Origin of the sequence: uncultured Shewanella sp., from assembly GCF_947501665.1 — a bacterium.
GTDB lineage: Bacteria > Pseudomonadota > Gammaproteobacteria > Enterobacterales > Shewanellaceae > Shewanella.
In genome coordinates, this window is the sequence record NZ_CANMWS010000012.1 from 39191 (window position 1) to 62921 (window position 23731).

Below are 23731 nucleotides of genomic sequence, written 5' to 3' on the forward strand. Positions count from 1 at the left end.
TGTTGCCTAATTAGTGAATAAAGAGAAATGCATGAGTACAATGCCCAACTTTAGCTTTATCCAATGCCGTATCCATCAGGGTGTCGGTGAACTTATTTTAAATCGAGTGGACAAACATAACGCCTTTGATGATGTCATGATAAGCGAGATGTTGCTCGCCTTAAGCTATTTAAGTACATCCAATGATTGCCAGCTGCTTGTTCTCAAAGCTGAAGGAAAAAACTTCAGTGCAGGAGCAGACTTAGGTTGGATGCGCAGACAAGCAAACATGGATTTTGAACAAAATCTGGATGATGCACATCAACTGGCAACCTTGATGTCCACTCTAGATGACTTTCCAAAACCGACATTAGCTTTAGTGCAAGGCGCCGCTTTTGGTGGAGCCCTTGGCCTTATTTGTTGTTGTGATATTGCCATTGCCACCTCTCAAGCCCTTTTTTGCCTCAGTGAAGTCAAACTTGGACTTATTCCAGCCGTTATTAGTCCTTATGTGATCCGTGCTATGGGGGCAAGAAACGCAAGACGTTACATGTTAACCGCTGAAACCTTTAGCAGTGATACCGCACAAAAGCTCAATGTTATTCACGACATTAATGACAGTTTAGACTTAGCCGCTGTGCCCATTATGACGGCCTTAAAACAAAATAGCCCACAGGCCATGGCGTGGAGTAAAACCTTAGTTAAGTACCTTGAAGATGGACACATCAATCAAGCGACACAAGACTATACCAGTGAACGTATTGCCCGCATTCGTGTCTCCAAAGAAGGCCAAGAAGGACTCAATGCGTTTTTCGATAAACGTACACCACACTGGAAAGTGGACTCAGATCCACAAGGAAACCCCTAACATGATAATCAAACTATTAATTGCCAATCGTGGTGAAATTGCTTGCCGGATCATTCGCACTGCCAATATGATGGGCATTGAAACTTATGCACTTTATTCAGACGCAGATAAACATGCTAAACATGTCGCGCTGGCGGATCATGCCTTTCACTTAGGTGGCAGTGCCCCCAGTGAGTCATACCTAAAAGGCGATATGATCATAGATATCGCCAAACGAGCTGGCATTGATGCAATTCATCCTGGCTACGGATTTTTATCAGAAAATGCCGACTTCGCCCGTCAATGCGAGCAAGCTCAAATACACTTTGTCGGCCCAAGCAGTGATGCCATCGATGCTATGGGTAGCAAGAGCGCAGCGAAAGTCATCATGGAAAAAGCCAATGTGCCGTTAGTGCCGGGTTATCATGGCGATGAACAAGATGATGATAAACTGATCCTTGAAGCTAACACCATGGGCTATCCATTACTCATTAAAGCAGCCTTTGGCGGCGGGGGTAAAGGCATGCGCATTGTTGAAAGTGAAAATGAACTACTTGATGCGATTCACTCCGCAAGACGTGAAGCCAGTACCTCATTTGGTAATGATAAACTATTAATGGAGCGTTATTTACGTCAACCTCGCCACGTGGAAGTGCAAGTCTTTGCTGACAGTCAAGGTGAGTGTATTTACTTATCAGATCGTGACTGCTCCATTCAGCGTAGACACCAAAAAGTCATTGAAGAAGCGCCAGCGCCGGGCTTAAGTGACCGTTTACGTCAGCAAATGGGAGAAGCGGCAGTGGCTGCGGCAAAAGCCATTGATTATCGCGGTGCAGGCACTATCGAATTTCTTCTCGATACCGATAATCGTTTTTACTTCATGGAAATGAATACAAGGCTGCAAGTCGAACATCCGGTAACCGAAATGGTCACAGGGTTAGATTTAGTGCAATGGCAATTGTGGATTGCCGATGGTCAACCGCTTCCTCTCAAACAAAGCCAAGTGAGCATTAACGGCCATGCCTTTGAAGCACGGATTTACGCCGAAGATCCTTACCGTGATTTTTTACCTGCCAGTGGCAAATTGACCTTTTTACGCGAGCCAACAGCCGGTCCCCATGTCAGAATTGATTCGGGCATTCGTGAACATGATGAAATCAGCACCTTTTACGATCCTATGATAGCCAAGCTCATTGTTTGGGAACCCAGTCGTGAGCAGGCACTGCATCGTCTGCATAGTGCTTTAAGCGATTACCATATTGGTGGGCTGACGCATAATATTCCCTTTTTAGCCAGCATTGCCACCCACAGAGCCTTTGTTGATGCCAATTTCAGCACTGATTTCATTGAACGTTATAGTGACGCATTATTAACGCCGCCACAAACGGATAGCGTGATCCCACTTGCATTAGCAGGGCTTTATCAAGTATGCAAGCGTAAACAAGGCCTTAACGCACCGCAAAGCGATCCACATTCTCCATGGGGATTAAGCTCTGGCTTTAGACTCAATCAAGCCCAAACCCATCATGTCACTTTACTGGATGATAATCACCAGGTACAAGCATTAACCTTATTTGAAATTCAGGCTGGCAATCAGGGCGCCCCTAGTGTTTATCAATGGCAAACAGACCATACCGTATTTCATTTAACAGGCCAATTAAATGGACAAACACTGGAAGTTGAGCTCCGTCAAGAGTCAGTTAATAACAGCTCTGCTCAATCGCATTATACTGAGCAGCTAACTGTTTTAGTCAGTCACATTAATGATGACTTCACACTATTTATGAATGCACAGTCTTTTCACTACCGCGCCATTCAAACACAAGCTGTAGAAGAAGAGGACAATTTATCAGACAAGCTCAATGCCCCCATGAATGGCACTGTAGTCACCCATTTAGTCAAACTCGGCGATACTGTTTGTGCTGGGCAAGGATTATTAGTGATGGAAGCCATGAAAATGGAATACACCATTGAAGCTCCTTTTGATGGCATCGTCAGCGCCTTTTATTTTGAGCCCGGAGAGCTGGTCAGTGATGGCACTCAACTGGCTGAAGTTGAAGCCAGCACTGACTCATAGTTAAGGAGGAACCATGACAACAAAATCGACGCTGCCCAAACGTGTCAGTATTTTTGAAGTGGGTGCAAGGGATGGCTTGCAAAATGAGCGAGCCGTCAGCACTCAAGATAAAGTCACCTTGATAAATAATTTAGCCAAAGCAGGACTCACGCGTATTGAAGCGGCCAGCTTTGTCTCACCCAAGTGGGTGCCACAAATGGCTGATTCATTAGATGTGATGGCAAATATTACCCGTCACCCAGGGGTGGTTTACAGTGGGCTCACCCCTAATGTCACTGGACTTGAGCGAGCACTCGAGGCTAACATTGATGAAGTGGCCATCTTTGGCTCTGCCTCTGAAAGTTTCAGTCAGCGTAACATCAATTGCTCAATAGCTGAGTCACTTGAACGCTTTGCCCCTGTTGTTGCTCAAGCCAAACAACACAATATTCCTATTCGTGGTTATGTTTCGTGTGTATTGGGCTGCCCCTATGAAGGAAATATCGCCATCGATAATGTGGCTAAGGTTGCAGAAAAACTCCATCAACTGGGCTGCTATGAAATCTCATTGGGCGATACTATTGGTATCGGTACTCCCCTTCAAGCTCAACGCATGGTTGAAGCCGTGAGTAAAGTGGTCCCCATTCATCAATTAGCCTTACATTTTCATGACACTTATGGCCAAGCCCTCGCCAATATTTTAGCCTGCTTAGAAACGGGGGTTAGCGTGGTTGATAGCTCAGTCGCAGGGCTTGGCGGCTGCCCTTATGCTAAAGGCGCATCGGGCAATTTAGCCACTGAAGATTTAGTCTATATGCTGCACGGCATGGGCATTGAGACAGGTATTGATCTTAAATTGCTTGCCCAAGCGGGGCAGCAGATAAGCGATGTATTAACCCGCTCAAATGGCTCAAAAGTTGCCAAAGCGTTATTAACATAAATTCATCGCGAACAAACACGTTAGTAATGATTTTAATATAAAAAAGTGCTATTAATTTAGGCTGCTGTTTCCCCAGCTAAAAAAATGTATCTTCAAGGGGATGGCAAATAAAACAAACACGACACCTCACCCTCACAATAAAGAGAGAATAAAGAATGGCGGGACTCAATAAAGTGGTAACCAGCTATGAAGAAGCAATGGCGGGTTTGAGCGATAATATGACCATCATGGTGGGTGGTTTTGGCCTTTGTGGGATCCCTGAAGGGCTCATCAATCAAATGGTGCTCATGAACACCAAAGGATTAACAGCGATTTCCAATAATGCCGGTGTCGATAATTTCGGCTTAGGCTTACTCTTAAAGCACCGACAAATTGATACCATGATCGCCTCATACGTCGGCGAGAATGCCACCTTTGAGCAACAAATGCTCAGTGGCGAGCTCAATGTCATTTTAACGCCTCAAGGTACATTAGCTGAAAAAATTCGAGCTGGCGGCGCAGGTATTCCTGCTTTTTTCACCGCCACAGGGTATGGCACTCCCATTGCTGAAGATAAAGAAACTCGAGAGATCAACGGACACCATTACGTGCTTGAACCATCATTAACCGCCGACTTTGCCTTAATACGCGCTTGGAAAGCCGATACCATGGGCAATTTAGTATTTCGAAAAACCGCTGCCAACTTTAACCCTATGATGGCCACTGCAGGAAAAATCACTGTGGTGGAAGCCGAGCATATCGTTGAGCCAGGAGAGCTTGATCCGGACCATATTCACACGCCAGGTATTTATGTCAATCGAGTTATTCAAGGTGTGTTTGAGAAACGCATCGAACAACGCACAGTACAAACAACAGTACCAGCATCAGCGTAAGACAAACACATAGGAATAGATTGATTATGGCTTTAAGTAGAGAGCAAATGGCACAGCGTGTGTCTCAAGAACTCAAAGATGGCTTCTATGTAAATTTAGGGATCGGTATTCCCACCTTAGTAGCAAACTATATCCCTCAAGATATCCATGTCATGCTGCAATCCGAAAATGGCTTGCTGGGCATGGGGGCCTTCCCCACCGAAGACACCATAGATGCAGATTTAATCAATGCAGGTAAACAAACAGTCACCGCTGTTGACGGTGCCTCTTTTTTCTCATCTGCAGAGAGCTTTGCCATGATCCGTGGTGGTCATGTCGATTTAACGGTACTGGGTGCGTTTGAAGTGGATGTACAAGGCTCTATCGCCTCTTGGATGATCCCGGGAAAACTCATTAAAGGCATGGGCGGCGCCATGGATCTGGTGGCGGGTGCTGACAATATTATTGTCACCATGATGCACGCAGACAAAAAAGGCAACTCCAAATTACTGCCAAAATGTGAACTGCCCTTAACGGGTTTTGGCTGTATCAAACATGTCTTAACCGATCTCGCCTTAATGGATATTAAAAACGGCGCTTTTCATCTTGTTGAACGTGCACCGGGTGTCTCCATTGATGAGATTAAACAAAAAACCGCGGGCGAGTTAGTGGTGCCTGATCATGTCCCCGAAATGACACTCTAACCGCATCGCCGTACATCACAAAGACCCCGCCCATGTCAACGGTTTACTCACCGTCATGGGCAACATTTTAAGCGTAATTTCTTTCATTTTTTGTTACAGCCATACATACATTTATCTGTAAACTTCCTCTAACCTGCTCCAGCCCATATTAATATGTTGCACTTACACACAGTTAAAGACAGGATAGCGCAAAATCGGCATTGAATAATTGAATACGCTCTCTTATGAACAAAATCTCACAGATCTTCACCCGCGCCATAAACGCACTGCTCATCACCGCGCTAGCAACCCCCATTGCCATCGCTGCCCCCACTCAAACAAACAATGTCACCAACAGCCATCACACGCAGCCAACAACCAAAACCATGACCACTAACAAAAATGATAATCTGCTCATCTCTGCCGTCGCTTGGAAACAAACGGCAGCCGAATACAAAGCACTTTACTATCAAGCCTTTAATATGGCAAAAATGCAAGTAGACTTAGCTCTTGCAAAACAACAAGCCAATGATAAACCCCTTGCCGTGATTTCCGATCTTGACGACACTCTGCTCAATGCTAGCAATTATTGGGGTTACATGATTGAGCACAATAAGGCTTTTTTTGACGATCCCATTTGGGATGAATGGGTACCCACAAATCACTATACGGCCACTCCCGGCGCACTGGATTTTGTCAAATATTGCCAGTCAAAAGGGGTTGACGTTTTCTATGTGAGCAATCGGGATCAAGGAGACAGTACCTATCAGTATGCCGTCGGCAACTTAATCCATTTAGGCTTTCCCTTTGTCGATAAACAACATTTAATCGTACAGCGTGACGCGTCCAATAAAGAGCCCGCTCAACAAAAAATCATGCAAGATTATAATGTCGTCGTTTTCCTTGGCGACAATTTAAATGATTTTCAGCGTAAGTACTATAGCCAGAATGTGGATGAACGCACCCGCTTAATGGAAGAAGATAAAGCCTTATTTGGCAGTAAATTTATTTTGATGCCTAACCCTACAGACGGCCACTGGATCCGGGCAATTTTTGGTGAGTCTGAGCCAAAAGACACACCAGAGAATCGGCAGCGCTTTTTTGAGGCGGCAACCAAGTCGGCTTGGAAAGGGAACTAACTGTATGACCGACAGCAAGACGGTTTATCACTCTCACCTGCGGTGAGGCTAACGTCGTGGATTCCCAATCACACAGGGGCAAGGAGGACTGCTCGTCCTTATCCTCCTTGCATCCACCATAACGCCCAACGGAGTGAGACCACTTAAATTTTCAATATACAAAAATATTTACCGCCTCATATTCGTCATCCTTGGCTCAACTAAGGCTATTTTCGACATCCTGTCTCAATCACAATATTTTTTATCGAAAAATTAAAGCTACTCCGATGGGTAATTAAATCAATACGCTACATACTATCCACTATATTAATAAGTCGAATAAATCGTTTGTCTCTAGGTAAAATAGGAGACGATTCTTCAATTTTACCTAACAGCGTCTTTAAATCATATGGGACATTTTCTAACCCGTTTGAAATAACTGCGTCACACAGCTCTAAAACATCTTCAGGGTAGATTGTTGCCAATGACTCTTTATCCTTGGTTTCATGATGAAATTCAAACATCCAATTACGGTCTATCTCCACTTGAACTAAACACCAACGCATCGCCTTTAACAAATCTGGGAAAGCCTTCCCTGAACTTCCTAATAAGCTAATCAATGACGATATCAAAGTAGAAGTCCTAAATCGTTGCTCTCTTGGCCAAACGTGATGAAAAAATGGAATAATATCAGAGTGAAACTTACTATCTCTGTTACCTATAAAACTGAGATAGCGAATAGCACTTTGCCTTTCTCCATCCCTCATCTTTCTCAGACTATTTCTTGTTTCAGAAGGTGTAAATTTATCTGAAACATCACTTGCTGTTAAAGCAAGCACTATTATCATTTCAGAAGCCACTCGTAAACTTTCATTCGGCCAATCCCAATCATATATTTTTGGAAATAAACACAAAAAAATAGGTTTTAGAATACTTCCTAATTCTTCATCAGGTACACACTTTGTCGATATTAACCCATTCCAAGCAGGTTCCGATAAATTGTGTGTAAAATTGAACCATGGCAGCATAAAACTCTTTACCCACACTGGATCTAAGTCATAAAGAAGATGAATATTGTGTGTCAACATCAATACTGCATGATCTCCTCCTTCCCCAGATACTTTAGTTAGTACCTCCATAAAGTTTTTTATGTCACTAGGAACACCGTCTTTTTCCTGAAGAGATCTTGAGTTAAGTTCCTTCATAACGCCATTAACGATTGCACCTACTGAACTGTTAATAGCATAATGATATGTACGACGAGATTGCTGTACTAGCTTTCCACCAGAATATACTTCACCGATATGGCTCTTGGTTGCTTTTCCATTATCAAACGCATTAATTTTAGATATAATGAGATTGAAAGTATCCCATGCTAATTCTTTATCCATATTTAAAACAATTGACATGTTTCGCTCTACCCAACGAGCAATATGATTAATAAATGAACTCATTGCATCACTTGGTAATTGACCAAGTCGAATTAATAATACTCGCAATAATTTTGGGCTCACCTCACTAGGCCATTTATCAAGTAATATTGACCAATATTCTGTTGGGTATTCACCACTTTTAGATTTATATGAGAGAGAAGACAGTGCCTTTCTTGGATTTTCTTTAACTAATCCAGTAAAAGGTCGTTTCTGTGTTCGACTTTCCAACTCACGAGAGTGAACAGATTTAGCATATTCAATAACCTCAGTTACTGGTTTATTAATTATATCTCGAGCAGATTCATCAGAGTTTACTCTATAAGTTTTTGTATTTTGGGTGTCGGTAAGTGTCAATGCCCAACTATCACTCCAATCAGGATATTGAGAGAATAATTTTTTAATTTTGTTCTGATATTCTTGACTAAAAGTAACATGATTTAATTGAAGCCATCTAACATATTCTAATGCATATACATCTCGTTTATTAGCATACTCCTCTTCTGACCAACCTTCCTTTTTATCTGGACCAGATAAAATTCTTTCGATAATGCAATCTTTCCCACTAGTAGAGAAATCAGGCCAACGATCTCGTAGTAAAAATAATAACTCTAGCTGAAAATCACTACCCCAAAAAGTATTTTGTGGCATATCCATTATTAAAGGTAAAACTTCCTTTCCTTCAAATAACTCTGGCTGATTTAATGAAAAGAGCTTTAACTTACAAAAATATAATCCATCATCCCATGACCAGTTTAAACATATATGCTTAGCAATCTCTGGCTTTGTTTTTATGAGTCTCTGAAAAAGGATCATATACCAATTAAAAACACAGTGACTTTCACTATTTCCGTGAATTTCGTTTTGCCAATTCACGCTAGGATAACAAGTTGGAGCGTCTAAAAAGTAAGTATTTTTGAGCTCTCGGTACAACTCCATAGCAGAGTGTAATTGTGATTGAAGTATACGCAATACTCTAGGTAGTAGCTCATCAGGAACATCAACAGGAGGGTTGTTTCCCATAGGGAACTTCACCTCCCATTGCCCTACTTCCCTTACAGAAGTATTTTCCCAACTTTGGAAAGGAGGCTTTGATGCTTCAAGTCCAAAGGGGGCACTGATTTCAACATAAGGTGCCATATTTAATTCAAAAAACCTAAGAGTACTGTTAGTCCACCCTTCCTTTATTACTCTTTCTGAAAAAATATACCAAGCATGATCTTTATGTAAGTCACTGTTTCGTGACATAGAATCTAATAATAAATACCAAGTATTTCTAGCTTCAAAGTGCATACTAGGATCTCGCCAAAGCTCCCTCTTAATCTCAAAAACAAGATCTGGATGTAATCCATTTGTTCGCACTGCCCACCAAGCCGTAACGGGATGATTTAAATGCTTAATAATCCATTTAAGCAAGTACCTTAACCTACTGGGTAGCCTATTTGTGATATTATCCAAACCAATACTATCATTTAATGGACCATCCTCATGTCGCCAATCTAGTAGATGCTCATAAGGGCATTCTCTATGCTGAATTTGACGAACAGGATCATCATCGAGTCCATATTCTTCGAGTGGATCAAATGTCTCTTCATTACTGTAATCTGACTTCTTTTCAGATCTTCTTCTATATGCATCAAATACACAAAGCCACTCAGCTGGTGGTGAAGGTTCAGCTTCAGAAAATATTTTTGCTCCAGCTGTAGTCTTGATAATATGTGCAATTTGTCCACGTTCATGAGCATTTAATTTTCGTGGGTTTTGTTTTGCTAATGTCATAATACTATTATGCCATTTTCTAGGATCATCAGCTCTCTCTGCCCATGCTGTTAATGTCTTCCATAAATCACTGTGCTCAGTGTAAGCAATTGGAGTGACTCCACGATCACGCCACTTTGTCTCAATATCCTCATGTACTCCTTGATCGAAAGAAAATATTCTAGAGCGATCAAATTTCTTATCATGATTTAACCCTTGCAGTAAATATTTCACTTGCGGGTCTTCAGCTTGATAGCCAACCAGTACAACCGTATATGACTTTAAAAGTTTAAGAATGAAATTGGTCGCCCATCCTTCAGCTAGGTAAGCTCGACCAAAATCAGCACTACTTAAGATATAAGGATGATGCTTTTCTTCTGAATTTTTCAAACGTCCATGTAGATACGTTATGCCTTCCAAAGATACACCCAAGTCTAAATCAGGAAAAGCAGGGGGCTCATAAAAGGGAATTGTTGGATCATCCAATTCAAATAAACGATCAAAGTTAGTCGTAACTATTTGAGGTTTACCATTAGAATTTGTTGACAACCTTTTAATCAATTTATGTTCAAATCCACATTGAGTATTTTCGTTAACTGTTGCTAAACGTTGAGCAACTACCTTATTAACTTCATTACACCCATACTCCTGAAAAAGAAGGTGAAAAATTTGATCTAGCGGTATTTTAGGACCATCACTCTTTTCTTTCCAAGGCTCAAATGCTGTGTGTATTTCAGAATGCAAAGGAGGATCGAAAAATTCAATCACATCTTCCGTTAGCTTGTCGAATCCCGGTAAACCTGAGGCAAAAGACACTCCTGCACCACAGAGAAATACCACACGTCCTTCATCACGTTGCTCTAAAAGAATATCCGGAATACTGGGCCCATCAGCAAAGAAACGCATTAATAATTAATTCCCTATAATTTACTCTGATTTTAATCAAAACAATGATTAAGCCATCCATTATTAAGTTTTGCAACTGCAAAAAATGCACATACCCTCTTTCCTTGGTGCAATACTGCTTTGACTTTTATGAAGCAAAACAAAAATAACTTAAGTCACCTGAATTGTTTGAAGCATTATTTTTAAAACCTCATGAAAAAGCCCTTGAGTGTTACTACCCTCTGCAAGAGGACCCTATATGTCAGGATTGTTGTCTACCCTATCGAGAGTTTATGTATGTGGCATGTAAGGCTGCAATATTGGGGGAAATTGAGCTCATTGGGTACGTGTCGCTGATCTGCAATGAAGTAACATCAATAACGTTGTGGGTAGAAGGCAGGGAAATTCAGTTTCTCCGTGCAGATAGGTTATCAGCTGATGAAGATAACCCTGAAAGTTTGGCATTTATGACTCAGTATTATGGCATAGCTCACTTCAATGAGATTCACTATGAAACGAATTATAGTGATTCATATCGCCATTTAATCAAAGGAAAGTTGCAATTAGCATAGGCATAACAAACTGTTAATGAAATAAAAAATGGTTGACTTTATCTCCTTGGTCGCTAATGCTAGCCAAACATTTTATGCCCATATTGCAGCTTTTTGAAGGAAACATTGTGGAGATCTGGACATTACTTTTCTTTATTCCGGCATGTTTTGCCCTCAACATGGCACCGGGTCCAAATAATCTTCTGTCTATGAATAATGCCCGAAGCTACGGCTTTCAAGCTGCCTTCATTGCGGGCTTAGGTCGAATTGCTGCTTTCTCGGTAATGATTGCCTTAGCGGCTTCAGGTTTGGCAGTTGTTCTGTATGCATCTGAAACCTTGTTCTTCATCATCAAATTATTGGGTGCAGCCTACTTATTTTGGATTGCTTTTAATCTATGGCGTTCAACCACGAGCCCAGTGACAGATATAGAGACAACTCAAAGTCATTTCGATCTAGCTAAACAGGAATTTGTGTTAGCCGCCGGTAACCCTAAAGCCATTTTAATCTTTACCGCCTTTCTGCCCCAGTTTGTGGATGTCTCTTCGAGTGTAAATGAACAATTTTTTGTATTAGGTTGTACGTTTTTATTACTCGAGTTGGCTGCAATATCTCTCTATGCCTTGTTTGGCCTATATTTGAGACATTGGTTTGTTAAGCCTAAAATGGCCAAGCGGTTTAATCGATGCTGCGCGATCTTTCTAGCCGTGTCCGGAGCCAACCTGTTATTTAATCGTCAACAATAATGAGAAAATAACCCAGCCATTGTTCAATTTATTATGATCTTTACTACTTTAGTCTGTCAATTGAGAACAAGTAGTAATTTCTTTGATGCCAGTATAGCAGACAATAATAGCGTGAATTAAGCCATTATTGATAATTAATACAGATGTATGTATTGTGCTAAGAAACTGTGCAGAATACAGGGATTGCTCCACTTGCTTCCTACTCGACCACACTATAAATTCTTGCGAAAAATGGCAATTGATGTGTATGAAAGCCAACCGTTAGAAAAAACTTACCACTAACGTGTTACCAGTAAATTGACAACACCGATGCAAACAAGAACAAAGTCGCAAGTCGTCGCATTCATGCTTACACTGTAATGATTGCACTAAAACAATGGCCCGTTAAATAGGCCTGCTTATATACCCTTATTATTAGCATCAGTTTATAAGTAGAGGATAACGATGTTACGCATTGCGATTGCTATTATCAGTATTGTCTTTCTCATTTTAGTGGTGGGTTATGGGCTACAGCATGAAGAAGAGTATCAGCATGCTCTCCCCAATACATTAACAGGCCGCATATTAACAGGTGACATCACCATTAATCATGGGGAAACATTGTATGGCCGCTCGACGTTACACAGTGCGTTATATAATGTGTTTAGTAGTCCAACGACCTTTTGTGCACTGCCTTTTGAAGGCGCTAACGCTGGCAAGGCATCCAAGATGAATGTCGGTGGTGATTACACTTATCAAAAAACCGCCCCCATGCAAGCAACATTATGGTTTACTCTGGATTATCCTAACCACTATAAAGGCTTAAAATTACGTGTACTCTTATCTTTTACTCACGAAATGGCCGGCACCTTTGTGTCTCAATATTATGACGAAAACAATCAACCAGAAAAAGCCACACAAGAGGGCAATTTTCAGTTACATATCAATACTGAAAATAAAACCTGCCCGTTACCTAACGCATAAGCTAATTAGAAAACCATCAAAAACACCAGCATTATTGCTAGCATCAAGCATAGAGGTTCTCTTCCTCAGCCTGTGACTCATTATCAAAGTTACAGGTAAATATTAACCACCTTTTAGTTATTAACGGATCTTTTTCTCACTTTAATACATAAGCCACTAAAAACTTAATTAAAACGACTTAAATACAAATTAAGTCACAAACCACAAAACATAATATCAACTTACCCTATTTTATTAACCTTACTGTTCTTTTGCTATGCAGTTAACCCATATTGTGACTTAATACCTGAAATGTAACTAATTGTTACTGTACTATTCGGGCGATTTTTTGGATTTTAAGTGAAAGGAATAAAGGATATGTCACTAAAAAATATCGACAAAATTAGCTCTGATACTCAATTAAGTACTTTCTTAGCCCATGGAAAATGTCGCCGATTACATGATATCAATTTAAATGGAGATTTAGTTGACGATAATTTAAGTTTATTATTTAACCCTTTTTTATTGTCAAATGATAAAGACAGTATTAAACGTTTTAAAAACGGAGAGATAAACTTTATTGTATTAAGAAATACGGGCTTTAACCTAAAAGATAGCCTGATCACTAATGATGCAGTCAATACACAATTACCCGCTAGTTTTATTGCATCTGTATTTACACACTTAGGTATTTCTCCTGTTACCTATCAAGGAGAAAATAATGGTTTACTCTTTAGAAAAGTCACCCCAATTAAATCATTTGAGCATACCCAAAGCTCATTAGGCGCTAAAGAATACTTAGGTTTTCATGTCGATAATAACCATATGGCCCTCAGTAATGAACATGACAATAATCATGGTAGTGTATCACCCGATTATTTAAGTTTATTTTGTATTCGCAATAATGAACGTATTTCAACAGAGTTAGCAGATATCACACTGGCACTAAATCAATTATCTCCAAAAGAGATAAACATATTAAAATCTCCAAGATTTCGCATTGCCTTTCCTGACTCTTTTGAAGTTCAAGGTGATATTGTGGCACCGGTGATCGTCAAAAATGAAAATGGATTATGTTCAAGGTTTGATGCGGCTTTTACGGAGCCTGTGGATAATGAAACACAACAAGTATTTAATAAACTCAATCAGCGCCTCAACGCATCTGCAATAAGCATTACTTTAAATTCTGGCGATTTATTAATTTTCAGAAACCAACAGATGGCCCATTCAAGGCGCTCCTTTATACCAAAATACAATGGCTACGATCGTTTTTTACTGAGAGTCTTTGGCGTAGATTCTCTGACAGGAGTGAAATCGGTATCCCCTACCACTCCTTATTACAGTATTGCGGTATAAATCATGAATGCGGTTATTATCTCTGTATTATTATTGGTTGGTTTAACCTTATGCCGACTGAATATTTTAAGTGCCATCATCGTCAGTTGCTTTATGGGGGGCTGGATTGCTGGATTAAGTGTGAGTGCCATTTGGCAAGCTTTTCAATCGGGTCTTGGGCATGCCTCACCATTAGCACTCAGTTATGCCATCATCGGTGGTTTTTCCTATTTAATCGCCAGCTTTGGATTAACTGACATCGTCAGCGGCCGACTATCGACCATGATGAATAATCAAACCAGTCAGCTAAAACTGATTATTATCATTACCCTCACTAGCCTTGCTATTTTCTCGCAAAATCTCATTCCAGTTCATGTTGCGTTTATACCACTGCTTATTCCACCTATGCTGTTAATATTCAGTCGATTACAACTTGATAGACGGTTAATAGCATGTCTACTCAGTTTTGGGCTGGTTACACCTTACATGTTTTTACCGCTCGGTTTTGGTCAACTATTTTTAAATGAATTAATTCGGCCTCAAGTGGCGTTACAAGGTGTCTCAGGAGTCGACAATATCAACATGATGCGAGTCATGCTACTACCAGCCGTTGGTATGTTAGTGGGTGTGAGCATTGCGGTATTATTTTCCTATAACGCTCCTAGACAATATCACATTCAAACCAGTCATACTGATACATCGCCTAAAACCCTGTCCAATAAAAATAGCGCTATTATCATAATCGCATTATTGAGCTTTTTTGTTGTACAACTGATGACAGATTCCATGGCCATCGCGGCACTTGTGGGTTGTGGCTTATTAGGGATAGGTAAACGGGCGCATTGGGGGAAATCCAATTCACTCTTTCTTGAAGGCACACGACTCATGGCCAGCATTGGTGTTATCATGATGGCGGCGGCAGGTTTTGCTGAAGTCATGAAGTTAACTGGCCACATACAATCACTTATTGATGTATCTGTTGTCGCTTTTCAAGAGCGCGCGATGTTATCAGTATTCATTATGTTGCTTGTGGGCTTATTGATCACAATAGGCATTGGTTCTTCTTTTGCGACAGTACCTTTACTGGCCACTATCTATGTGCCTATCGGGCAAGCAATAGGATTGAGTTTGGAGGCCATCATTTGCTTATTAGTGTCTGCTGCTGTACTCGGTGATACGGGCTCCCCGGTCTCTGAAGTGACCTTAGCCACATCAGCGGGACTGAACCATGACGGCCAACATGATCATTTAAAAGATACCGTTATTCCCACTTTTATTCACTTCAATCTCCCTTTATTGGCATTTAGTTCACTGGCTATTTATCTATTATGATTTCACTTTTTTTATCTCACTTTTAGGCTCTATGGTACCGGGAGCCAGTTTTGTAATGACATTAAGAAGCAGCTTATTTGGTTCTCGGCTATGTGGCCTAATGACGGCATTAGGCTTGTCTTTAGGTATGGCGTTACATGCTGCTTATTTGTTACCCAGTTTATATTGGTTTCAACATAACAGCTCGTTTTTATTGCAAGTCATCACTTGGTTTGGTGCTGGTTACTTATTATTTATCGCCGTTCAATGTTTACAAGCCAAGCCCAAAGGAAAATTAGCCATAGAAAAGAATCAAGAAAACATAACGCCTATCCGTGCATTATTCATGGGTTTTTTAACCGATGCATTAAACCCCAAAATCATTATTTTCATTTTGGCGTTATTAAGCCAATATATTCAGGGTGAATTAACCTTTTCTCAGCAACTGAGTTATGGTGCAATATTAGTGAGTGTACAGCTCATCTGGTTTAGCGCTGTGGCGCTGTTTTTCTCTCTTCCCGCATTAAGGGAAAGGCTCTACAGCAGTTCACATTGGATTGAAAGGTGTTCTGGTATTTTATTAATATTACTCGCGATTAAAATACTCTGGAGTCATTAACATTAAGTCACATTCGCTTAAAAAGAGGCACTGACTCTTTTTAAGCGCTTTGGAAAGGGGCTCTTATAAAATCATTATATTTCAATGTAAATCTGAATATTGCTTAATCACAGCTTCAGTCGACAATAACGGCGTCAACTTTGCTAACGTTAATTTTAAATGATCCATTTCCCAGTGCATTTGCTCTGCTTCTCTCGATTCCCAAGTCTCATAGGTCATAAACACATTGGCTTGGTCCCATGATTGTAATATCTGATATTGAATGCAGCCCGATTCAGCTATGGAATGAGTAGCAAGCTCACTTAATAACTCAGCGACTTGTTTAACTTTATCTTGGTGTGCAGTCACTTGGGCTGTGACATAGAATTTTTCTTTCATATCATTACTCTTAAGTAAAATGGAGGCGTTACAGCTGAATAGGTTATTTAACCTGAATTCAGGTTATTTAAAGCAGTCGCTGATTTATTAGGTACGTTTAATCACTAAAAATACACCTACAACCATCAATACCAGTCCCAGTATTCGCCCTGAATCTAATAAGGTTTGACGAGCACCTAACAGTCCAAAGTGATCAATAATGCTAATGGCAATAAGCTGCCCAAGTAAAACAAAGGAGACGGCATTACCAATACCAAACTTAGGCGATACCCAAGTGATACTGAAAATATAAAATGCCACCAATGCACCACCTAAGTATAAATACCACGCAATGTTATGACTAAACAAAGATGAAAAATCGCCTTCAGCTTGTGTCAAATAAGCCAGTGATACCAGTAAGCCTACAAAAAAGACAATGGTGGTCGCCAAGGCAGAGCTGCCTAACTTCACTCCTAAGTTACTGTTTAATGCCGCCATGACAGGGATACCAATACCAGCAAGCAACATAATTGATGGGTAAACAATTGAATTAGGCATAATATAACCTCTATTATGTGATCTAAGGCTTTGAAAAATTAACTCAAAGCCTTTATGTGCTAACGAACTAGAATGCTAAAAATTAGCCAAGTTGCTTAACAATGGCTTCACCTACTGCATGTGCACTGCCAGGATTTTGCCCAGTAATGACTCGACCATCTTCAATGATAAATTCTGCCCAAGGCTGCACTTTATTAAAGCGGGCCGCTTTACGCGTTAATGCTTCTTCCATTAAAAAAGGAATGTCATTAATGGTGCCATAATCGATTTCTTCCTCGCGAGTAAAACCGGTCACCGATTTTGTCGCCAGCAAAAATTCACCATTGCTCAGTTTAATTGGCAATAAACCAGCAGGGCCATGACATACAGCCGCTAAGATCCCACCCTTTTCATAGTGTTGTGCACTTAATTTGGCAAAATCTTCGTTGGTCGCCAAATCAGATAGTAAGCCAAAACCACCGGGGTAAAAAATCGCATCGTAATCGCTGATATTAACCTGAGACATAGGAAGCGTATTGTTAATACGATTCTGAAAATCTTCATCGCCTAGTATGCTGGTATTAACATCATCATTTTCGATATCCGTTCCATATATCGGCGCCTTGCCCCCTTGAATCGATGCCACTTCGTAATCAATTCCCGCTGCTTTCAATACATGAACAACATGCGTTAACTCAGGTGAAAAAGTGCCATTTGCTTGATCGGTTTCGCCTAATGTTGCGTGGTTAGTAACTGGGATAAGTACTTTTTTCATGGTATAGCCTCGTTTGGTTCGTTAATTTTGTGGTTCTTTCTAAACCGTGAAGCTACTTTAATTCATTCCTATTTTAATGTTAATATGCTAATTTGACTAAACAGTATTGCTATATAGCAACAATAGGGGCTTGAATGGACACTTTTGATGGCATAATAGAATTTGTCGCCGTAGCAGAAGCCCATGGTTTCTCTGCTGCGGCCAAACAACTTGGCTGTAGCACCAGCCATGTCAGCCGACAAGTGGCACGTTTAGAGGACCGCTTGGAATGTGCTCTCTTTGCCCGTTCAACTCGTTTAGTGACACTCACAGAAAATGGCACAGCCTATTATCAACAGGCTAAAAACCTTGTTATAGGCCTGCAACAAGCTAATGAACAAGTCAATCTCAAACAAGTACATCTCAGTGGCGTATTAAGAGTCAGTGCGGCTGGCGGCTTTGCTGAGCATTACCTAGCTCCTGCATTGATGGAGTTTGTTTCAAAGTACCCGGAGCTCAGTATCGATCTCGATCTCAATAGCCGTAAGGTTAACTTATTAGAAGACGGAATTGATTTTGCTATACGCTATGGAGAGCTAACGGATTCAAGCTTAATCGCTCGAAAATTGGTTAAACGCCCTATGATGGCCGTTGCCAGTAAAGCTTACCTGAATGAAAAAGGTGAGCCAAAACACCCTAATCATTTAAAACATCACACTTGTATTATCTCTAATAAGGATACGTGGGAATTTAATATCAATGGCAATAAAGAAGCCATCAAAATAAAAGGACAATGGCGCAGCAATAACGCCAATGTAGTATTAGATGCATGTAAAAAAGGGCTCGGTATCGCATACATGCCAAAAAGTACCTTTAAAGCCGCCTTAGAAAATCATGAACTTGTTCCCATTCTTGCCCCTTTTTGGGGGCAAGGCACCAGCAGCTGGATTGTTTACCAAAATAAACGCTTTATGCCATTACGTGTCAGACTTGCCATTGACTTTTTGGTGCAATATTTTGCTGATTGGGATGAAGATTAATGCGTAAAATCTTGGCTCTCTAAATATAATGTACGTACAAAAATGATCCCTTGCTCGCTCAATTGCACTTGTACTTCATCTTTAGTGGCCGGATATGACAGCTTAAAATCAATTTGAGTGACGTCATTTAATGGTTCTCTATTCGGCGTGATTTTTCCTAAAAAAATATGATCAAAACTGGGATTAGTCGCAATTTTATGAATAAACAATATGTCATCGGTATTGAGTGCTCGTTGATAATAAACACCATTGGACGTTGAAACTCCTGCACTTGGCATTGGCTGGCTGAGAATTATCTCATCAATATGGATACGCACATCACTGAGCACTTTACTGCCCCCTCGCTCAAAATGCCCAGCAAAAATGTCTGTTTTAAAAGACGTCAAGTTTTGATCCATTAAACGATGTAAATCAAATCGTTCTGGCATCAATGTCACCAAATGATGGCCTTTCATAATACTTTTAATCACTTGTTTATCAGCTGCATTCACCGATAATCTAAACACAACTTGCTGAGCATGTATCGAGTGGGCTAAAGGTAAATGCGATGCATAAAAATGTTGATTAATTTGTAGTAATACCATGCCATGCACACCCGTCGCCTTATGCTGGTTAGCAAAAACCGGTAAACAGATAAACAATAACCCAACGGTATAATAAGCTTTAAAGATATACCTCATTCAACGACTGCCTTTACACTCTAAATAAAACTGGATTGTCCATCAATATAGATGCTATAACAAACCTAAATAGGCATTAGTTGATTCCAAATTAGATATGAATATAGACGATTTAGACAAGTTTATTGTGATGGCGGCAACTGAAAACCTGCAAAGAGCTGCCGAGCTCCTTGACTGTAATGCCAGTATGCTCTCTAAAACATTAAAAAGGCTTGAATATTACTTCAACGCTCCGCTATTCGATCGCGTCGGTAAGCATATTAAGCTCAATAGCGCGGGCAAGACATTACAAAATAAAGCCGCACAAATCGCAATCGATCTTAAACAAACCAAAGCAGAAGTTGCCAAACAACAAGTGAATATTACCTATCGAGTGGTGAGCCCAGGACTCATATTACGCAGTGGGGTTGTCACATCGATACTGCATTGAGAAAAAGTCATACCAATATTTCACTTCAATTCAAACATATGTACGAAAGTCAATCGTTAGATCAGATCGTTAATGGATTAGCCGATCTCGCTTTCATTACTGGCGCCATCTTGCATCAAGTTCCCGTACATTTACACAGTCAGCCTGTAGAGAAAATCACTATGCAACTCGCGGCCTCCCAATCTCACCCCTTGCTCGCTAACCTATCCTCAAATAGCACAAAGAATACTGCTGTGCATCATTCCTTATCACTCCCAAGCTCTCCTTTTTTAATAAGTGATATTCTCGCCCATGTTTTTGTCGTGCCCGAGCAATCACCTTTTTGTGGAAAAGCAGATACACCCAGTTGTGACGGCTGGAATGAAGCCTGCTATCCCAGAACTCAACAAATTGTGTGTAATGATGATGGGCTCACAGCAAGCTTTATACACTCAGGGCAAGCTCTGGCTTATTTGCCCGATGGCTGAATTAAGACTCAAGGCCTCATTCCCATCACGGCAATGGATGCCAACACGAGCCATGAAGAAGATATTTTCATTGTGAGTAGAAACTCAGAACTGATTAAACAATGTATTGAATTCCCCACAAGTGACATAGATGTATAGCTAAACTTAAGTTTACATTAACGCCCCTAATAAAAAGTCAATAAAAGTACGAATTTTTAAAGGTTGTGTTGCACTTTTATATAATAAGTTTATTGGTAATGGCTTAGGGGCTGAGCCTATGAGTACTTCAATTAACTCACCGGTTTTGATACTGTCAGCAAGTAATAATCTCGGCTGTAGTACAATCCCCGCGCCAGCCATTGCAGCCACTTTTAAAGCTAAGCCACTGTTTGAGGTTAAACGAGTGTGAGACTTATCAAAAGCCAATGTCTCATATCTCACGGCCTGATTAACATGAACATCGCCATAGTGAAAACCTAAACAGGAATGAGATAATAAGGCATCGATAGACTCAGGGATCCCCGCTTGCTTTAGGTAGCTTGGTGACGCGCAAAATATCATGTCATATTCCCCCAGCTTTCGAGCAATTAAAGATGAATCAGCTAAATTGCCAATACGGATCACTAAGTCAAAAGGATCGTGTAGGGGATCAATAAACCCATTATCTAAAATCAACTCTATATTCATTTGAGAATAGGTTTGTAAAAAATCAGCTAAAATCGGTGCGAGCACTTGATGACCATAAGTCACGGGAGAGTTAATTCTGATCTTCCCTTTTGGAGCATGATTAAATTGCTGCAGACTGTTTTCAGCTTCTGCAATTTCCATCAATAACCGCTTACATTCAAAGTAATACTGCTCTCCAGCCTCTGTTAAAGATTGTTTGCGAGTCGTTCGATTCAATAACCTTACACTCAATACAGACTCTAATGCATTAATATGCTTCCCTACCATAGTCGCAGTAATCGATAAACGCACAGCAGCCTTTGAAAAACTCCCTGAGTCCACCACAGCCACTAAGGCCTGCATGCTTTTTAATTTATCCATTTTCCCCTCATATCTCCTACAAAATAAAGAGCCAGCAGCCAATTACCAACTAATAGTTGGTAAAGTTTAAACCAAAACAGAATTTATTAACTCAAATAGGTGTAATAAAGTCATTATCCTTTTTTGATCACCCTAAAATAGAGTACACGATGTTAAATCAAGGCCTTTTCATCACAGCAGAGATCCGTATCAAACCAGAAACAGATCTTCACACTGGGATCAATGCTATTCATGCTTTTTGTGAAGGTATGAATTCTGAAAGCGGTTGTTCAATGGCGATAGCGTTACAAGATACCCAAGATCCTTACCGCTTTGTATTTTGGGAGCGATATGATGACAAAGCCGCTTTTGAAGCCCATTTTAACGCCCAGCATACACAAACCTTCATTCAATCTGGGCTCACCGAATTGGTACAAGCATTTGAATCACAAAAACTACTCAAGGAAGACTAATGCTATGGAAACAACATTAAAATGGGGTATTGTAGGCACCAGTTTTATTTCAGGTGTCATGGCGGACGCTATTATTGAAGATGGTCATAGCATATTGCACAGTGTTGCAGGCCGTAATCTAGATAACTTACAATTATTTGCAAACCAATATCATATTCCAAATATTTATCAAGATTTTGATGCATTAATCACTGACGATGCTGTCGATATTATCTACATTGCTCTGCCCAATCATTTGCATCATGAATTTATTATTAAAGCCGCAGAGGCAGGGAAAGCCATTTTATGCGAAAAGTCATTATCCATTGATATGGAGAAGACTCACGCTGCAATCAATGCGGTAAAACAACATAATGTGTTTTTCGCAGAAGGACTCATGTATCTCTGCCATCCTTTTGCAAATAAAATCAGCCAAGTGATCAATGAAGGCCATATTGGGCAAATTAAATCTATATCAGGGCAATATTGCGCAGCCATTGCTGAATTTGTAAATCCTCAAAGTCGAGGTGCCCTGTATAATTTAGGCTGTTATCCTGCTTCATTGATGCACCTTATTCTAAAACAGCACTTTGGTCGGGATTATTTTGAAAACGCCGCTATTAGCGCACAAGGGCGATACGGACAAGATGGCAATATCTGTGAAAGCAGCGCTTTGATCCGTTTAAACAATAGTGTTTTATGCCAATTACATACTGCCGAGGATTACGGCTTACACGCTTCTTTTACGGTATTGGGCACAAAAGGCAAACTCAACATTAGCTCCAACCCTTGGTTACCCCAAGCCACTGGGAATCAATTACGTGTTAGTGAATATGAACAAGCTGAGCAAGTCATTGATATCAAAGCTGATGGTAATGCTTTTCTTTATCAAGTCAAACAAGTACGTCAAGCCTTAAAAGCAAATAAAACCTCCCTCACCTTTCCAAGTGCCACCATCGACGATTCATTACAAATTATGCAAATACTCACCAGTTGGGAACAAACAGTGAAATAAGTTAATACCCAGCTCTAAAAGGAGCAGGCCTCCAACACCTTAATGAATACATAACCATAAACAGTATTTAAAAAAGGGGGACGATTTCCCCCTTTATTGTCTTCAATTGACCGCACGTCCTGAGATAAATTAACCGAATTAGGATATAGCAGAGTCGCTCAATACTGCTATTTTGTCCTATTTATGGATGTCACTCTGACGATTCATCCTCCTCAAGTATGCATACTGTAAGCATTAATAATATCATCACCATTTTTGCTACTTATCCTTAACACTGAAAAAACTGTTCAACATATAAACAACACTGCCCACTCGTCGCTACTATCTAGCCAATAAACTATTAACAATAATTTACTTACTGGTAAGAATGAAAATATTAATAAAATCATTATTAACCAATAGAGTAACTGGTAGGATGAGATTGTTGCACTTAAATTAAAATACGATATATGTTCAAAAAGCGATCAAGTAAATTAACAAAAATTAATCCTATCTAATCTTATGAGTACAAGAATATGAAAGAGCACTTCCAATCTTTAATACATTTTTATTTTAATAATAAAAATCTCACCATAAACAATAATATTGTCACACTAACCGTCAATGATAAGTTGGAGATTAATATTATTTATATTGAAGAAACATTTACCATTCATATTTCTGCTTATATCTCTGAAATTAAAGATAATGAAAGAATTAATATCTATGAAAGATTGCTTATAGGAAATTACCTATGCAGTGATTCCGCCGATGGAACCCTTGGTATTTGTCCTGACAAAAAACACATTGTTTACAGTTATAAAACATCTGCATCAATTAACGATATTGAATTTAAAGATTGCATTAACTCTATTATTGAAAAAAGCCTAAAGTTCAAAAATTCATTCTCAATTTCTCACTAATATTTCATACCTTTGCTACATAAAATATAGGAATAAAACCT

General features: G+C 40.1%; 24 protein-coding genes. 18 read left to right on the plus strand and 6 right to left on the minus strand.

Going from position 1 to position 23731, the window contains the following annotated elements:
• Window positions 1-31 precede the first annotated feature (31 nt).
• The 6 genes from Q0976_RS10705 to Q0976_RS10730 all read left to right on the plus strand — a co-directional run bounded on the left by Q0976_RS10705 (window position 32) and on the right by Q0976_RS10730 (window position 6495).
• Window positions 32-847, plus strand: a complete 816-nt coding sequence (locus Q0976_RS10705; RefSeq protein WP_299493802.1) for an enoyl-CoA hydratase-related protein — start codon at window positions 32-34, stop codon at window positions 845-847.
• Between the two features lies 1 nt (window position 848).
• Complete coding sequence (locus tag Q0976_RS10710; protein WP_299493804.1) at window positions 849-2903, plus strand: acetyl/propionyl/methylcrotonyl-CoA carboxylase subunit alpha; 2055 nt, start codon at window positions 849-851, stop codon at window positions 2901-2903.
• A gap of 13 nt (window positions 2904-2916) precedes the next feature.
• On the plus strand, window positions 2917-3822 hold the full coding sequence (locus tag Q0976_RS10715) for a hydroxymethylglutaryl-CoA lyase (RefSeq protein ID WP_299493805.1): 906 nt from the start codon (window positions 2917-2919) through the stop codon (window positions 3820-3822).
• Between the two features lie 155 nt (window positions 3823-3977).
• On the plus strand, window positions 3978-4694 hold the full coding sequence (locus tag Q0976_RS10720; protein ID WP_299493806.1) for a CoA transferase subunit A: 717 nt from the start codon (window positions 3978-3980) through the stop codon (window positions 4692-4694).
• Window positions 4695-4720: 26 nt separating this feature from the next.
• Window positions 4721-5377 (plus strand): 3-oxoacid CoA-transferase subunit B, encoded by a 657-nt coding sequence (locus tag Q0976_RS10725; protein ID WP_299493807.1) that lies wholly within the window; start codon window positions 4721-4723, stop codon window positions 5375-5377.
• 224 nt (window positions 5378-5601) lie between these two features.
• Window positions 5602-6495, plus strand: coding sequence for a 5'-nucleotidase, lipoprotein e(P4) family (locus tag Q0976_RS10730; RefSeq protein WP_299493808.1), 894 nt, complete (start codon window positions 5602-5604; stop codon window positions 6493-6495).
• 287 nt (window positions 6496-6782) lie between these two features.
• On the opposite strand, the gene Q0976_RS10735 is transcribed toward Q0976_RS10730, so the two are convergent.
• The gene (locus tag Q0976_RS10735) at window positions 6783-10568 is read right to left on the minus strand and encodes an SIR2 family protein (protein WP_299493809.1); all 3786 of its coding nucleotides are present in this window, start codon (window positions 10566-10568) and stop codon (window positions 6783-6785) included.
• 272 nt (window positions 10569-10840) lie between these two features.
• On the opposite strand from Q0976_RS10735, the gene Q0976_RS10740 reads away from it, so the two are divergent.
• From Q0976_RS10740 to Q0976_RS10765, 6 genes are all read left to right on the plus strand, one after another.
• On the plus strand, window positions 10841-11119 hold the full coding sequence (locus tag Q0976_RS10740) for a hypothetical protein (protein WP_299493810.1): 279 nt from the start codon (window positions 10841-10843) through the stop codon (window positions 11117-11119).
• Between the two features lie 107 nt (window positions 11120-11226).
• Window positions 11227-11844 (plus strand): LysE family translocator, encoded by a 618-nt coding sequence (locus Q0976_RS10745; RefSeq protein ID WP_299493811.1) that lies wholly within the window; start codon window positions 11227-11229, stop codon window positions 11842-11844.
• A gap of 444 nt (window positions 11845-12288) precedes the next feature.
• Complete coding sequence (locus Q0976_RS10750; protein ID WP_299493812.1) at window positions 12289-12807, plus strand: hypothetical protein; 519 nt, start codon at window positions 12289-12291, stop codon at window positions 12805-12807.
• Window positions 12808-13164: 357 nt separating this feature from the next.
• Window positions 13165-14142, plus strand: a complete 978-nt coding sequence (locus Q0976_RS10755; RefSeq protein WP_299493813.1) for a TauD/TfdA family dioxygenase — start codon at window positions 13165-13167, stop codon at window positions 14140-14142.
• Window positions 14143-14145: 3 nt separating this feature from the next.
• The gene (locus Q0976_RS10760) at window positions 14146-15453 is read left to right on the plus strand and encodes a Na+/H+ antiporter NhaC family protein (protein WP_299493814.1); all 1308 of its coding nucleotides are present in this window, start codon (window positions 14146-14148) and stop codon (window positions 15451-15453) included.
• A gap of 31 nt (window positions 15454-15484) precedes the next feature.
• Complete coding sequence (locus Q0976_RS10765) at window positions 15485-16051, plus strand: LysE family transporter (protein ID WP_299493815.1); 567 nt, start codon at window positions 15485-15487, stop codon at window positions 16049-16051.
• An 81-nt stretch (window positions 16052-16132) separates the two neighbouring features.
• Here the strand turns inward: Q0976_RS10765 and Q0976_RS10770 are convergent, their stop codons facing one another.
• The 3 genes from Q0976_RS10770 to Q0976_RS10780 form a co-directional block, all read right to left on the minus strand.
• Complete coding sequence (locus Q0976_RS10770) at window positions 16133-16429, minus strand: putative quinol monooxygenase (protein WP_299493816.1); 297 nt, start codon at window positions 16427-16429, stop codon at window positions 16133-16135.
• Between the two features lie 87 nt (window positions 16430-16516).
• Complete coding sequence (locus tag Q0976_RS10775) at window positions 16517-16966, minus strand: DMT family transporter (protein WP_299493817.1); 450 nt, start codon at window positions 16964-16966, stop codon at window positions 16517-16519.
• 82 nt (window positions 16967-17048) lie between these two features.
• A complete protein-coding gene (locus tag Q0976_RS10780) occupies window positions 17049-17720 on the minus strand; it encodes a type 1 glutamine amidotransferase domain-containing protein (protein ID WP_299493818.1) in 672 nt (223 codons plus the stop codon).
• A gap of 134 nt (window positions 17721-17854) precedes the next feature.
• On the opposite strand from Q0976_RS10780, the gene Q0976_RS10785 reads away from it, so the two are divergent.
• Entirely contained in the window at window positions 17855-18739 is an 885-nt protein-coding gene (locus tag Q0976_RS10785; protein WP_299493819.1) for a LysR family transcriptional regulator, read from the plus strand.
• Here Q0976_RS10785 and Q0976_RS10790 read toward each other — a convergent pair.
• A complete protein-coding gene (locus Q0976_RS10790) occupies window positions 18736-19419 on the minus strand; it encodes a hypothetical protein (RefSeq protein ID WP_299493820.1) in 684 nt (227 codons plus the stop codon). The genes Q0976_RS10785 and Q0976_RS10790 overlap by 4 nt on opposite strands.
• Window positions 19420-19516: 97 nt before the next feature.
• Here Q0976_RS10790 and Q0976_RS10795 point away from each other — a divergent pair, with 97 nt between their 5' ends.
• Entirely contained in the window at window positions 19517-19849 is a 333-nt protein-coding gene (locus Q0976_RS10795; protein WP_299493821.1) for a LysR family transcriptional regulator, read from the plus strand.
• Complete coding sequence (locus tag Q0976_RS10800) at window positions 19846-20316, plus strand: LysR substrate-binding domain-containing protein (protein ID WP_299493822.1); 471 nt, start codon at window positions 19846-19848, stop codon at window positions 20314-20316. Before Q0976_RS10795 ends, Q0976_RS10800 begins: the two co-directional genes overlap by 4 nt.
• Window positions 20317-20466: 150 nt before the next feature.
• On the opposite strand, the gene Q0976_RS10805 is transcribed toward Q0976_RS10800, so the two are convergent.
• Window positions 20467-21342, minus strand: a complete 876-nt coding sequence (locus Q0976_RS10805; RefSeq protein WP_299493823.1) for a LysR family transcriptional regulator — start codon at window positions 21340-21342, stop codon at window positions 20467-20469.
• A gap of 149 nt (window positions 21343-21491) precedes the next feature.
• Here Q0976_RS10805 and Q0976_RS10810 point away from each other — a divergent pair, with 149 nt between their 5' ends.
• The 3 genes from Q0976_RS10810 to Q0976_RS10820 all read left to right on the plus strand — a co-directional run bounded on the left by Q0976_RS10810 (window position 21492) and on the right by Q0976_RS10820 (window position 23690).
• Window positions 21492-21794, plus strand: coding sequence for an antibiotic biosynthesis monooxygenase (locus Q0976_RS10810; RefSeq protein ID WP_299493824.1), 303 nt, complete (start codon window positions 21492-21494; stop codon window positions 21792-21794).
• A 4-nt stretch (window positions 21795-21798) separates the two neighbouring features.
• A complete protein-coding gene (locus tag Q0976_RS10815; RefSeq protein ID WP_299493825.1) occupies window positions 21799-22788 on the plus strand; it encodes a Gfo/Idh/MocA family oxidoreductase in 990 nt (329 codons plus the stop codon).
• A gap of 515 nt (window positions 22789-23303) precedes the next feature.
• Complete coding sequence (locus Q0976_RS10820) at window positions 23304-23690, plus strand: CesT family type III secretion system chaperone (protein WP_299493826.1); 387 nt, start codon at window positions 23304-23306, stop codon at window positions 23688-23690.
• Window positions 23691-23731: the final 41 nt, after the last annotated feature.

Coding starts and splice junctions, on each gene's coding strand:
- Q0976_RS10750 (WP_299493812.1), top strand. CDS start 12,289: ATGTTACGCATTGCGATTGCTATTATCAGTATTGTCTTTCTCATTTTA.
- Q0976_RS10780 (WP_299493818.1), bottom strand. CDS start 17,720: ATGAAAAAAGTACTTATCCCAGTTACTAACCACGCAACATTAGGCGAA.
- Q0976_RS10760 (WP_299493814.1), top strand. CDS start 14,146: ATGAATGCGGTTATTATCTCTGTATTATTATTGGTTGGTTTAACCTTA.
- Q0976_RS10765 (WP_299493815.1), top strand. CDS start 15,485: ATGGTACCGGGAGCCAGTTTTGTAATGACATTAAGAAGCAGCTTATTT.
- Q0976_RS10815 (WP_299493825.1), top strand. CDS start 21,799: ATGGAAACAACATTAAAATGGGGTATTGTAGGCACCAGTTTTATTTCA.
- Q0976_RS10810 (WP_299493824.1), top strand. CDS start 21,492: ATGTTAAATCAAGGCCTTTTCATCACAGCAGAGATCCGTATCAAACCA.
- Q0976_RS10775 (WP_299493817.1), bottom strand. CDS start 16,966: ATGCCTAATTCAATTGTTTACCCATCAATTATGTTGCTTGCTGGTATT.
- Q0976_RS10735 (WP_299493809.1), bottom strand. CDS start 10,568: ATGCGTTTCTTTGCTGATGGGCCCAGTATTCCGGATATTCTTTTAGAG.
- Q0976_RS10755 (WP_299493813.1), top strand. CDS start 13,165: ATGTCACTAAAAAATATCGACAAAATTAGCTCTGATACTCAATTAAGT.
- Q0976_RS10805 (WP_299493823.1), bottom strand. CDS start 21,342: ATGGATAAATTAAAAAGCATGCAGGCCTTAGTGGCTGTGGTGGACTCA.
- Q0976_RS10740 (WP_299493810.1), top strand. CDS start 10,841: ATGTATGTGGCATGTAAGGCTGCAATATTGGGGGAAATTGAGCTCATT.
- Q0976_RS10725 (WP_299493807.1), top strand. CDS start 4,721: ATGGCTTTAAGTAGAGAGCAAATGGCACAGCGTGTGTCTCAAGAACTC.
- Q0976_RS10730 (WP_299493808.1), top strand. CDS start 5,602: ATGAACAAAATCTCACAGATCTTCACCCGCGCCATAAACGCACTGCTC.
- Q0976_RS10715 (WP_299493805.1), top strand. CDS start 2,917: ATGACAACAAAATCGACGCTGCCCAAACGTGTCAGTATTTTTGAAGTG.
- Q0976_RS10710 (WP_299493804.1), top strand. CDS start 849: ATGATAATCAAACTATTAATTGCCAATCGTGGTGAAATTGCTTGCCGG.
- Q0976_RS10785 (WP_299493819.1), top strand. CDS start 17,855: ATGGACACTTTTGATGGCATAATAGAATTTGTCGCCGTAGCAGAAGCC.
- Q0976_RS10795 (WP_299493821.1), top strand. CDS start 19,517: ATGAATATAGACGATTTAGACAAGTTTATTGTGATGGCGGCAACTGAA.
- Q0976_RS10770 (WP_299493816.1), bottom strand. CDS start 16,429: ATGAAAGAAAAATTCTATGTCACAGCCCAAGTGACTGCACACCAAGAT.
- Q0976_RS10705 (WP_299493802.1), top strand. CDS start 32: ATGAGTACAATGCCCAACTTTAGCTTTATCCAATGCCGTATCCATCAG.
- Q0976_RS10720 (WP_299493806.1), top strand. CDS start 3,978: ATGGCGGGACTCAATAAAGTGGTAACCAGCTATGAAGAAGCAATGGCG.
- Q0976_RS10790 (WP_299493820.1), bottom strand. CDS start 19,419: ATGAGGTATATCTTTAAAGCTTATTATACCGTTGGGTTATTGTTTATC.
- Q0976_RS10820 (WP_299493826.1), top strand. CDS start 23,304: ATGAAAGAGCACTTCCAATCTTTAATACATTTTTATTTTAATAATAAA.